Origin of the sequence: Drancourtella sp. An12, assembly GCF_002160935.1 — a bacterium.
Lineage (GTDB): Bacteria > Bacillota > Clostridia > Lachnospirales > Lachnospiraceae > Sellimonas > Sellimonas catena.
The window spans coordinates 20,279-32,187 of record NZ_NFLO01000024.1 but is presented as its reverse complement, the minus strand read 5'-3'; the positions used below and the strand labels follow the sequence as shown (position 1 = coordinate 32,187).

The window sequence follows — 11,909 nt, the reverse complement described above, 5'->3', positions numbered from 1 at the left end:
CGATGATCTGGCAGTACCTGCTTTTGGTGATGGCGGCCTGGAACGTAATCGTACTGATAATGTACGGAATTGATAAATGGAAGGCGAAGCATGACAGATGGCGGATTTCCGAGGCAGCGCTCCTTGGAAGTGCCTTCTGCCTTGGAGGGGCGGGAGCTCTTTTTGGCATGACCGTTTTTCGCCATAAGACAAAAAAATGGAAATTCCGGATTCTGGTACCGCTCTCTGTTGTTTTACAGGCGGCAGTTGTGTACGGAATCCTTCCGCGATAAAGGAGAGCAAAAGAAATGAAAATTGCACTGGTACAAAAAAAGGCAGTGCCGAATGATGTGAAAGCAAATCTGGATCTGGCTGTCCGTTATATGGAGGAAGCCGGGCGGGCAGGCGCGGATCTGGTGCTTTTCCCGGAAATGTGGTCGATTGGATATGCGCCGCCTTTTCCGGAGGCATTTGATGATCCCTTTCAGAAAGAAAGAGAAAAAGAGCGAAAGGCATGGATTTCTCAGGCGGTTGGAGAGGACAGTGCCTATATCCGGACACTCAGGGAGACGGCAAAGCGGCTCTCCATCGGCGCAGTGATCACCGGTATGTATGAAGGGGAAAAAGGACCGCAGAATGAAGCATTTCTGATAGGAAGAGAAGGAGAAATCCTTCTTCGATATGCCAAGGTACATACGTGTGACTTTTCCCTGGAGGCGCTGTTACAGAGCGGAACGTCCTTTGAAACCGCAGAATTTGATGGTGTCCGGATCGGAATTATGATCTGCTATGACAGAGAATTCCCGGAAAGTGCAAGAATTCTCATGCTGAAAGGGGCGGAACTGATTCTCGTGCCGAATGCCTGTGACATGAATCCTGCCCGCCTGCACCAGCTGGAGGCACGTGCCTTTGAAAATATGACCGGAATTGCCATGGCCAATTACCCGGGCAGGGGATGGGGACAGTCCTGTGCGTTTTCTCCGGTTGTGTTCGGTGAAGATGGATATCAGGATCCGACAATTCTGATGGCATCGGAGGAGGAGGGGATTCTGATGGCGGAGTTTCCTATAGAAGAGATCCGGGAGTACCGGAAAAACGAAACGTGGGGGAATGCCTACCGGAAAACCGGAGCCTACGAAAAGCTTCTGGATCCGGCTGTAGAAGAGCCGTTTATACGGACCCCACTGACAAAGGAAAAGGAGGAAGGTTAAGATGCCGGGAGTTTGTTATGTGGCGCTGGGAGGAGCACTTGGCGCATCGGCAAGGTACGCACTGAGTCTTCTGCCGGTCAGGGGAGATTTTCCGGTCTGGACCTTCCTGACCAATCTGCTGGGCGCGGTGGTAATCGGTTTCCTGGCAGGAATACTGGCGGGGGAGGATCCTGATGTGTCAAAAAGACACGCATGGTTCTGGAAGACCGGATTCTGCGGAGGCTTTACCACATTTTCCACATTTTCGCTGGAAGCCTGGACGCTTCTGGAACAGGGAAAAATGCTGAGCGGAGGACTTTATATTGCCCTGAGTGTAATCTGCTGTCTGGCAGGTGTATGTCTTGGAAGAATGATTGCAGTTCAGGTGCGGGGATAGAAGACAGGAGAATCCTGGAAACGGGGTTCTCTTTTATTTTGCAGAAAAGTCCTTTGTGGCAGTCTTCAGAAAATCTTTCGCATTTCTTTTATATAAATTCATTGACGTACAATATTATACGACGTATAATATAGAAAACGATATGATATAGGAGTCAATAAGTTTCGGGGAGGATACCCCGGCATATAAAAGGAAGTGAGGCTATGGTTTTTAATACCGGAGCAGCCCTTTTGGATGCAATTGTGCTGGCGGTTGTATCGCGGGAAGAAGAGGGGACATACGGTTATAAGATTACGCAGGATGTCAGAAAGGCGATTGACATTTCCGAATCCACACTCTACCCGGTGCTTCGCAGACTGCAGAAAGATGAGTGCCTGGAGGTCTACGACAGACAGTATGACGGAAGGAACAGACGGTATTATAAAGTAACTGACAAGGGAGCGGTCATGCTGGAGCTGTACAGGTCCGAGTGGCTGAAATATTCAAAAAAGATTACTGATATTTTTGAGGGAGGAATGATTTGATGAATCGTCAGGAGTTTTTGGAAAGATTGAGAATACTTCTCGGCGATCTTTCAGAAGAAGAGCGGGAAGAGGCCGTCCAGTATTATGAAGACTATTTTGCGGATGCAGGACCGGAGATGGAGGAACAGATCATAAAAGAACTGGGAAGTCCGGAGAAAGTTGCCCTGATGATCCGGGAAGGATTAAGAGGGGAAGATGCAGGGGATGCGTACGCTGAGAATGGATTTTTTCAGAGCCGGTACGACGACAGAGAGGTGCCGGCGGACTATACGACAAGCAGCGGTTACACGGGAAAAGAGGAGTCGTACCGCGGATACGGAGACGGGCAGCCGGAGAGGAGGCCCTGGACCAGCAGGACATTAAAAGTCATTTTGATCATACTTATTATCTGTGTAGGATTTCCTGTCGTGATTCCAATCGTCGGCGGAGCTGTAGCAGGGCTTTTTGGACTGATTGCAGGAGCCTTCGGAATCTTTTTTGCTTTTGTTATTTTTTCATTCTGCATTGCGGTTTGCGGAGTGGCGATGGCAGTGGCAGGAGTGACAGTAATGTTTTCTTCAATTTCAGCAGGATTCCTCGTCTGCGGAATCGGGCTTCTTCTGCTTTCCGCGGGAATTCTGCTTACCGTGTTCAGCGTCAGACTCTGCTGCGTCATGGTTCCGTCTATTTTCCGGGTGTTGACAGGAGTCACAAGGAGACTGTTTTACAGAGGAAAGGAGCGCGCATAGTATGAGAAAGAGGTGGAAAGGTGTTCTGATTACTTGTGGAATACTGGCTGTTCTGGGAGCGGGGATGTGTGTCTCGGCAGCAGCGATCGGAATAGACCGGTCAGAAATACCATCTGATTTTTTCCCGTATGTCAGATGGCTTCATGAAAATGACACAGAACATCACGAAAAAACAGGAGATACTGTATATTTCAAGAGTTTTTCGGGAATTCAAAGTCTGGATATCCGGGCAGAAGCAATGAAAGTCGAGGTAAAGACCAGTACGGACCAGTCCGGCCAGATACGGATTGACACAAGAGATGTGGATACGGAGTCCGAGCTGGAAGTGAAAAAAGACGGGACAAAACTTGTGGTTCGCTCAGAAAAGGAAAGAAATAATCATTGGCAGGATGACTCGGATGCTACGGTGATTATTACTGTACCGAAGAAGATTGAATTTGATAAGGTAAAAGGATATGCCGGTGCAGGATCTATATGGTTTGAGGAGATTCGATGCGAGAAGCTGGATCTTGATGTTGGCGCTGGAGCTGTAGAGGCAGATACATTTTCGGCAGGGAAGATAGAGATTGAATGTGATGCAGGAAGTGTAGAACTGAGCAGAGGGAACAGCCCGTCCGATACAGACGTTTCCTGTAATGCAGGAGGCATTACACTCGAACTTTCCGGGGACCGGTCTGAATACGATTATAAGATGAAGGCAAGTGCAGGAGATATCAGTATTGACGGTGAATCCGTTGCTTCGGGACTTCAGGAAAACTATGATCAGGACCATGGAACAGGGAAAAAGATCAAAGCTGACTGTATGGCAGGAAGCATCGAAATTGTATTTAAATAATTCGGGAAGAAACGGAGAACTCAGATAAACGGACAGGAGGAATAGAAGATATGGAACCGGAAAAAAGATTATACCGTTCAAATCATGACAGGCTGCTCTGCGGAGTGTGTGCAGGTGTGGCAGAATATTTCCACATTGATCCGACCATCATACGGCTGGGATACGTTTTGTTTACCTGCGCAAGCTTCGGGACAGGAGTCCTGGGATATTTCATCGCGGCCGTTGTGATGCCGGAGCGTCCGGAAGGCGTATAAAGAAGGAAAAGGATGGAAATACTCTCTCCATGAAAGGAGAGGGTATTTTTATGTCTCAGAAAAAAGAAAAGAAAATCAACTTAAGCGAACTGACAGAAGAGGAAAAGTTAAAATACGAGATTGCGGAAGAACTTGGACTTCTGGACCGGGTGATGAATGACGGATGGAAGTCTCTTTCCTCGAAGGAGACAGGGAGAATCGGAGGAATGGTGAACCGAAGGAGGAGGGAAAAGAAAACCGGGGAGTGAATGGAGATACGCCAGGGGCAAGCTCGGAAATCGGAGGGAGGGGAGGTAGAAGAGGGGGAGTGAAATGACCGATTTCCTCGCTTGATGGCTGTCGCCATACACCCAGAAACATATGTACGCCGTCCAGCAAACGAGTTTGCTTTCCGTCGTCCAATGTTCCTGGCCCCCTGGCTTGTAGCTTTACAAAAGTGTTAATTTGTGTGAAGAGTTTGTGAGAATTGTTGAAATTCGGCTGGGGGTCTGCTATAATTGCCCGGTTAGGAATGATAGGTGATAGTATGTGTGAAAAGTTTGAGGTTTTAGGCGTACAATTAGACGGATATACAGCAAAAGAGGCAATGCAGGAAGCAATCCGCTATATGGAAACGGAACCGATCAGTACTATAGAGATCCTGGCCGGAAGTTCAGTAATCGAACTGACAGAAACAGGTGATCTTCGGGAGAAGATTGCACAGATGGATCTTCTTGTCGTGGGAGACAGGACACTTCTGGAGTTGTCGGGGGTGGAAGACCGGACGCTTCTTCGGGAGGCTGAAACGAATCTGTTTGTCAAGATGTTTCTCAGATATCTGAAAAAGGATCGTCGGAAAGTATTTCTGCTGGCGCCGGGAGACGACAAACAGGAAATTCTGAGGGAGTATCTGGAGCGGTACTATTCCGGAATTGAGATTTCCGGTGCCGAGATCGTTGAGGACAGGTCCGGAGTGAGTGATATGATTGTCAATAAGATCAATGGAGCTGAGATTGACTGTATTATTTCCGTGCTTCCATCTCCGCTTCAGGAAGATTTTATTGGCGAGAACAAGTCTGTGCTGGATGCCAGAATCTGGGTGGGCCTTGGTGAAGTAATTAAGAATATACAACAGAAAAATAATAAAAAAAGCCGACTGCAGGATTTTTTTGTAAAATTCAAACTGAAATCGGAAATAAAAAGGAAAGAAAAGGAACAGCAGGGGCAGTCGGGAAGCAAACAGTAATTTCGTCACAATGCACAGAGTCATGCAGTGGAAAGACCGGATGCGGGGAGAGGAAATGCATAAAAAAATGCTATTTCCTCTTTCTTTTTTTGTGAATTTATATTAGTATATAACATAGGTGAGTTTTAGAAAACGAAAGAAAAGAACAATGCGATTGTGAAAATTGCATACAAAAAATGGAGAAAAGAGGAGTCGGAATGATATCAAACCAGATACTACAGAACACCATTGAAGGATTAAAGGGAATAACGAGAATTGATTTATGTGTCATGGATATCGATGGGAAGGTGCTGGCATCGACATTCCCTGAAAACGGCGATTATGAGAATGCGGTACTTTCTTTTGTAGCATCTCCGGCCGACAGCCAGGTGATCCAGGGATATCAGTTCTTCAAGATTTTTGACGAACATCAGCTGGAGTACATCCTTCTTGCAAACGGAGGAAATGACGACGTATATATGATCGGAAAGATTGCGGCATTCCAGATTCAGAATCTGCTTGTCGCATATAAAGAGCGGTTTGATAAAGACAATTTTATCAAAAATCTTCTGCTGGATAATCTTCTTCTGGTGGATATTTATAACCGTGCCAAAAAATTGCATATTGACACTGACGTCAGACGTGTTATCTTTATTATTGAAACTTCTCACGATAAAGATACGAATGCACTTGACAATGTTCGTACTCTTTTTGGTGGAAAGACAAGAGATTTCATCACGGCCGTAGACGAAAAGAATATTATTGTCGTAAAGGAGCTTTCCGCGGGAGAAGGCTATGCCGAGATGGAAAAGGTTGCCGAAGAGATGCTTTCTATGTTAAAATCAGAAGGCGAAGAGGGGGCTCATATCGCATACGGTACGATCGTAAGTGATATCAAGGAAGTGTCAAAATCATATAAAGAGGCAAAGCTTGCTCTGGATGTCGGGAAGATCTTCTTTGAGGAGAAGGATATCATTGCATACAGCGCGCTTGGCATCGGCCGGCTGATCTACCAGCTTCCGATTCCGCTGTGCAAGATGTTTATCAGGGAGATTTTTGAGGGAAAATCCCCGGATGACTTTGATGAGGAGACGCTGACAACAATCAACAAGTTTTTTGAAAACAGCCTGAATGTATCTGAGACATCGAGACAGCTGTATATCCACAGAAATACACTGGTATACCGTCTTGACAAGCTTCAGAAGAGCACCGGGCTGGATCTTCGTGTGTTCGAGGATGCCATTACTTTCAAGATTGCGCTGATGGTAGTCAAATACATGAAGTATATGGAGACACAGGAATACTAAAAGGCAGCCAGATTACAAGGAGTATCAGTAATTAGCAGGAGGAGACTTATGATTGAATTTAAGGAAGTAACGAAGGAGTATTCCAAAGGGATTGCTGCGCTCAATGGTGTAAACCTGAAGATTGAAAAAGGAGAGTTTGCATTTATTGTCGGTGACAGTGGTTCCGGGAAATCTACACTGATTCGTTTACTGTTAAAGGAACTGGATCCGACCAGCGGCAGTATTATTGTCAACGGCCAGAACCTGAACCGTCTGAAACACAGAAAGATACCTCAGTACCGGAGACATCTGGGGGTTGTATTCCAGGATTTCCGTCTTCTGAAAGACCGGAATATCTATGAGAATATTGCATTTGCTCTCCGCGTGACAGAGACATCACCGCGTATTATCAAGCAGAAAGTGCCGGCAGCATTGTCGCTTGTGGGACTGGCACAGAAATATAAAGCGTTTCCGAAAGAACTCTCCGGAGGGGAACAGCAGAGGGTGGCCATTGCAAGAGCAATTGTTAATGAGCCTGCGATCCTGCTGGCGGATGAGCCTACGGGAAATCTCGACCCGACCAATTCATGGGAGATCATGAAGCTTCTTGAGGAGGCCAATGACCGCGGAACGACGGTCCTTGTCGTGACACATAACCAGGAAATCGTAAACGAGATGAAAAAACGCGTTATCACAATGAAGAAGGGCGTTATTGTAAGCGACGAACAAAAAGGTGGGTATAATAATGAAAATTAGTACAATAGGATATTCGACAAAGCAGGGGGTTAAGAACATTTTCCGTAACAAGCTGTTCTCACTTGCTTCTGTTGCAACGATGGCAGCATGTATTTTCGTGTTTGGCCTTTTCTTTGCGATCGTCATGAACTTCAATTACATGGTTCAGAAGGCAGAAGAAGGGGTTGCGATTACAGTTTTCTTTAATGAAGGCACCTCCGAAGAGCAGATTCAGGCCATCGGAGATGATCTGAAACAGCAGGACGGTGTCCTGAGAGTAGAGTACGTCTCAGGAGAACAGGCATGGGAAGAGTTCCAGGAAGATTATTTTGCAGGCAATGAAGATGCGGCAGAGGGATTTGCTGATGACAACCCGCTGATCAATTCCAATCACTATGAGGTGTATATGAGCGATGTCTCAAAACAGCAGGATATCGTAGAGCATGCACAGAGTCTGGAGGGAGTCGGCAATGTCAACAAATCTGACGTTGTTGCCAAGACACTGACAAGACTGAACTCCCTGATCTGGTATGTATCCATTGCGATTATCGCGATCCTGCTTGCTGTATCCGTATTCCTGATCAGCAACACAGTTACAATGGGTGTGACGGTACGGCGTGAAGAGATTGCCATTATGAAATATATCGGTGCGAAGGACGGGTTTGTCCGGGCGCCGTTTGTAATCGAAGGTCTTATCATCGGAATCGTGGGAGCGATTATTCCTCTGATTCTTCTCTACTTCATGTATAATAAGGCAGTAGAGTATATTATGACGAGATTCAGTCTTCTGAACAATATTATTGATTTTATTCCTGTCATGGATGTTTACCGTACGTTGCTTCCGGTAGGGCTTGCTCTGGGTGCCGGTATCGGATTCCTTGGAAGTTTTATCACCATTCGGAAGCACTTGCGCGCGTAGTCATAAGGAGGACAAAAGATCATGTTGAAAAAGAAAGCCAGACATATGGCAGCTGCGTTCATGGCGGGCATCATGATATTTTCACTTACCGCAGTTCCTGTGCAGGCTGATTCTATTTCAGAGGCCGAGCAGAGAGGAAAGGAGCTTCAGCAGCAGAAAGAAGCGGCGGAGAATGAGAAAAACTCCCTTGCCGGTCAGCTGAATCAGGTGATCAGCGATATGCAGGAAGCGGAGGAAAAGCTGACAAAGAAGCAGGATGAGATCAAAAAAGCGCAGGATGAACTTGTGCAGGCCCAGATCCAGGAAAATGACCAGTATGAAGCGATGAAGCTTCGCATAAAATATATGTATGAGAACGGAAACACCAGCCTGATTGAGATCCTTTTAAGTGCCAGGAGTATGGGAGACCTGCTGAATAAAGCAGAATATGTTCAGACAATCTCCGAGTACGACAGAAACATGCTGGAAAAGTATGAACAGCTGACAAAGGAGATTGAAAAGAAAGAACAGGCACTGAAGAAAGAGGAAGAGGAATTAAAGACACTTCAGAATGACCTGATTGCAAAGCGTGACAGTGTCAACCAGCTTCTCGCGGAAAAGGAAGTGCAGATTTCCAGCCTGGAACAGCAGATTGGTGAAAATGCCGCAAAGCTTCAGCAGCTGATTAAGGAGGCCGAAGAGGCCAAGAGACGTCAGGCGGAAGCGGAAGCTGCCAGAAAGGCAGCAGCAGAAGCTGCAAGGAGAGCCGCTCAGGCCGCATCTTCTTCCGGAAGTTCATCAAGTGCGGGAAGTTCCTATGTGTCCGGAAATGGTACACTGGCTTACCCGGTTGCAAGTCCGCGGATCACAAGCGGGTATGGATATCGTACAGCTCCGACGGCAGGTGCGACGAGCAGACATGACGGTATCGATTTTGGCGGAGCGACCGGAACGCCGATCTATGCGTCGGAAGCCGGAACCGTTGTCACGGCATCTTATAACAGCGCACGTGGAAATTATGTAGTAGTCAATCATGGAAATGGAATCCAGACATGGTACCAGCATTGCAGCGCCGTGTATGTCAGTGCAGGACAGAAGGTGTCCAGGGGACAGAATATTGCGGCGATCGGTGCGACGGGAATTGTAACCGGACCGCATCTTCACTATGAAGTACATGTAAACGGAACACCGGTGAATCCATTGAGTTACTTATAATTTCAGACTCAGAAAGGGATCAGATGGAAGATCAAAGGAAAGAAAAACGAATTTTATTTAAGGGGGCGCTTTACGGCGCCCTCACGATGTTTATGGCGGCACTGCTTGTGCTGGCAGGATTAACAGCAACGGGAAGGATCAGTCTTCACACGGATGCAATCAGTGCCGGCACGTCAAGGAAGGCTGCCGAGATACAGAGTATTATCGAAAATCAGTTTCTCTACGAGGATGAGGTAAGAGAGGAAGATCTGCAGGATATGTCACTGAAAGGCTATGTGGCGGGACTTGGAGATCCCTACTCGGTCTATTATGACAAGGAGGAGACAGAAGACCTTCTTGCTTCCACCGAGGGAAAATATGCGGGGATAGGGGCTTTGATGGCACAGGATCAGGAGACACTTGAGATTACCGTGCAGGAAGTCTACGAAGACACCCCGGCTGAGGACGCAGGAATGAAAAACGGAGATGTCCTTCTGTCGGTAGACGGAAAGGACGTGACGGGAATGTCCCTCTCAGATGTTGTAGATCTGGTAAAAGGAGAAGAAAATACGAAGCTCACCGTAACTGTGCGCAGAGATGGCAGCAGTATTGATATGGAATTGACAAGAAAGATTGTGGAGAACCGGACTGTAAAGACCGAGATGAAGGAAGGCGGAGTCGGATATCTTAAGATTACCGAGTTTGACAGTGTTACTTATGAACAATTCCAGAACGGACTGGAAACGTTGGAAAAAGAAGGAATGACAGCTCTTGTCGTGGATCTTCGTGACAACCCGGGAGGAAATCTGGATACCGTTTGTCAGATTCTTGATCTGCTTCTCCCTGAGGGGACAATTGTCTATACTGAAGACAAAAACGGGGAGCGTGTGGACACGAAAACATCAGATGATGAGCACCAGTTTACGAAGCCCCTCGCAGTTCTTGTGAACGGCAGAAGTGCAAGTGCTTCTGAAGTTTTTTCCGGCGCGGTTCAGGACTATGGGACAGGAACCATCATCGGGACACAGACTTACGGGAAAGGGATCGTACAGACGCTCTACTCCCTGTCTGACGGCTCCTGCTTAAAACTTACGACGGCACAGTATTTTACGCCGGACGGCCGAAATATCCATGGAGAAGGAATTACCCCGGATATTGTTGTGGAAAAGTCAGCGGATGATCAGACGGACAATCAGCTGGAAAAAGCGGTCGAGACAGTACAAAATGCCGTAGATGGAACAGAAAAGGAATGATATTTTCATTCCTTTTTTTTATGTCCTATGGTAAGATAGATATGATATATACTTGAGCATGAGGAATATGCAAAAGCAGAAAGGAAAGAAAACTGAATGAAAACATGGATTCAGAATGGACATGTGCTGGATCCGCTTACCGGAACAGACCAGGTCTGTGATGTTCTGGTAGACGGAGAAAGAATCAAAAAAGTAGGAACCAGAGAAGAAATACAGAGATGCCTTGAAAGTGAGGATGTGCAGATGCTGGATGCTTCCGGCTGCTACGTGATGCCGGGATTTATCGATCTGCATGTACATTTCCGCGATCCGGGGCTGACGTATAAAGAGACTTTGAAAACAGGAGGCGAAGCGGCTGCCCGGGGCGGGGTAACAACAGTATGCGCCATGCCGAATACAAAACCGGTGATTGATACGAAAGAAAAGGTGGAGGAAGTACACCGCCGGGCAAAGGAAGAGTCGCCGGTGAATATCATCCAGCTTGGAGCAATCACGGTAGGAGAAGAGGGAAAAGAACTTGCCGATATCAAGGGAATGGCAGAAGCAGGGTGCATGGCACTTTCCGAGGACGGAAAGTCAGTCATGAATTCCGCACTGTACCGTAAGGGAATGAAACTTGCGAAAAAGTACGGACTTCTGATTTTTGCGCACTGCGAGGAGATCGATCTGCGCCGGGATCCGGATACCGGAGAGGACGGCGTGATGAACAAATGTCAGAGAAGCGAGGAGCTTTCGCTTCCGGGAATCACCAATTCCGTTGAGGACATTATCACCGCTCGTGATATTTTTCTTGCAAAGGATACCGGAGTACACCTGCATCTGTGCCACTGCTCCACAAAGGGCACGGTGGATCTGATGCGGATGGCAAAGGCGGAAGGCATTTCTGTTTCAGCAGAAGTCTGCCCGCACCATTTTACCCTTTCCACCGATGATATTACGGAGGACCATGGACGGTTCAAGATGAATCCTCCTCTTAGGGAGATGGAAGACGTGGAAGCGCTCCGCCAGGGATTGAAGGAAGGAGTCATGGAGGCTATCTCCACGGATCATGCCCCGCATTCCGTTGAGGAGAAAGACGTACCGATGAGAAAGGCGGCGTTTGGAATTGTAGGACTGGAGACCAGCGCGGCGCTGACTTATACAGAGCTTGTCGAGGGAGGTGTGCTTACGCCGATGCAGATGGCAGAGCGGATGAGTTTTGCGCCGGCAAAAATTCTGGGATTGAAAGACAAAGGTTCTGTATCCGAGGGAAAGATCGCGGATCTGGTTGTCTTCGATCCGTCCAGAGAGTATGAGATCGATACGGACACCTTTTTCTCGAAAGGGAAGAATACTCCGTTTGACGGATGGAAGGTCAAAGGAGATGTCAAATACACACTGGTAGACGGAAATGTTGTCTATAAAAATCAAGCATATGAGGAACAGGAGTAGA

15 protein-coding genes are annotated in these 11,909 nt (G+C 47.2%); all 15 read left to right on the top strand.

Translation table 11 applies throughout. From position 1 onward, the window contains the following. Positions 1 to 2 precede the first annotated feature (2 nt). The 15 genes from B5E64_RS15765 (at position 3) to B5E64_RS15695 (ending at position 11,908) form a co-directional block, all read left to right on the top strand. Positions 3 to 272, top strand: a complete 270-nt coding sequence (locus tag B5E64_RS15765) for a DUF1294 domain-containing protein (RefSeq protein WP_087169407.1) — start codon at positions 3 to 5, stop codon at positions 270 to 272. Positions 273 to 287: 15 nt separating this feature from the next. Continuing rightward, the gene (locus B5E64_RS15760) at positions 288 to 1,190 is read left to right on the top strand and encodes a carbon-nitrogen hydrolase family protein (RefSeq protein ID WP_087169406.1); all 903 of its coding nucleotides are present in this window, start codon (positions 288 to 290) and stop codon (positions 1,188 to 1,190) included. Between the two features lies 1 nt (position 1,191). Further along, the gene (crcB, locus tag B5E64_RS15755) at positions 1,192 to 1,566 is read left to right on the top strand and encodes a fluoride efflux transporter CrcB (protein ID WP_087169405.1); all 375 of its coding nucleotides are present in this window, start codon (positions 1,192 to 1,194) and stop codon (positions 1,564 to 1,566) included. Positions 1,567 to 1,769: 203 nt separating this feature from the next. After that, a complete protein-coding gene (locus B5E64_RS15750; RefSeq protein WP_087169404.1) occupies positions 1,770 to 2,090 on the top strand; it encodes a PadR family transcriptional regulator in 321 nt (106 codons plus the stop codon). Next, positions 2,090 to 2,818, top strand: coding sequence for a DUF1700 domain-containing protein (locus B5E64_RS15745; RefSeq protein ID WP_087169403.1), 729 nt, complete (start codon positions 2,090 to 2,092; stop codon positions 2,816 to 2,818). Before B5E64_RS15750 ends, B5E64_RS15745 begins: the two co-directional genes overlap by 1 nt. A gap of 1 nt (position 2,819) precedes the next feature. Then, positions 2,820 to 3,653: a DUF4097 family beta strand repeat-containing protein gene (locus B5E64_RS15740; RefSeq protein WP_087169402.1), complete on the top strand. Its 834-nt coding sequence runs from the start codon at positions 2,820 to 2,822 to the stop codon at positions 3,651 to 3,653. A 50-nt stretch (positions 3,654 to 3,703) separates the two neighbouring features. Beyond that, positions 3,704 to 3,907, top strand: coding sequence for a PspC domain-containing protein (locus B5E64_RS15735; protein WP_087169401.1), 204 nt, complete (start codon positions 3,704 to 3,706; stop codon positions 3,905 to 3,907). A 50-nt stretch (positions 3,908 to 3,957) separates the two neighbouring features. After that, the gene (locus B5E64_RS15730) at positions 3,958 to 4,155 is read left to right on the top strand and encodes a small, acid-soluble spore protein, alpha/beta type (RefSeq protein ID WP_087169400.1); all 198 of its coding nucleotides are present in this window, start codon (positions 3,958 to 3,960) and stop codon (positions 4,153 to 4,155) included. 278 nt (positions 4,156 to 4,433) lie between these two features. Then, positions 4,434 to 5,132, top strand: a complete 699-nt coding sequence (locus tag B5E64_RS15725; protein ID WP_162610211.1) for a WecB/TagA/CpsF family glycosyltransferase — start codon at positions 4,434 to 4,436, stop codon at positions 5,130 to 5,132. A 197-nt stretch (positions 5,133 to 5,329) separates the two neighbouring features. Continuing rightward, positions 5,330 to 6,418, top strand: coding sequence for a helix-turn-helix domain-containing protein (locus tag B5E64_RS15720; protein WP_087169398.1), 1,089 nt, complete (start codon positions 5,330 to 5,332; stop codon positions 6,416 to 6,418). A 48-nt stretch (positions 6,419 to 6,466) separates the two neighbouring features. Next, positions 6,467 to 7,153 carry a cell division ATP-binding protein FtsE gene (gene ftsE, locus B5E64_RS15715; RefSeq protein WP_087169397.1) on the top strand — a complete coding sequence of 229 codons (687 nt, stop codon included), beginning with the start codon at positions 6,467 to 6,469 and terminating at the stop codon, positions 7,151 to 7,153. After that, positions 7,143 to 8,051: a permease-like cell division protein FtsX gene (gene ftsX / locus B5E64_RS15710; protein ID WP_087169396.1), complete on the top strand. Its 909-nt coding sequence runs from the start codon at positions 7,143 to 7,145 to the stop codon at positions 8,049 to 8,051. Before ftsE ends, ftsX begins: the two co-directional genes overlap by 11 nt. Before the next feature lie 21 nt (positions 8,052 to 8,072). Further along, the gene (locus B5E64_RS15705; RefSeq protein ID WP_242960258.1) at positions 8,073 to 9,245 is read left to right on the top strand and encodes a M23 family metallopeptidase; all 1,173 of its coding nucleotides are present in this window, start codon (positions 8,073 to 8,075) and stop codon (positions 9,243 to 9,245) included. Between the two features lie 23 nt (positions 9,246 to 9,268). Further along, positions 9,269 to 10,477 (top strand): S41 family peptidase, encoded by a 1,209-nt coding sequence (locus B5E64_RS15700; RefSeq protein WP_087169395.1) that lies wholly within the window; start codon positions 9,269 to 9,271, stop codon positions 10,475 to 10,477. 96 nt (positions 10,478 to 10,573) lie between these two features. Then, positions 10,574 to 11,908 carry a dihydroorotase gene (locus B5E64_RS15695; protein WP_087169394.1) on the top strand — a complete coding sequence of 445 codons (1,335 nt, stop codon included), beginning with the start codon at positions 10,574 to 10,576 and terminating at the stop codon, positions 11,906 to 11,908. Position 11,909 lies beyond the last annotated feature (1 nt).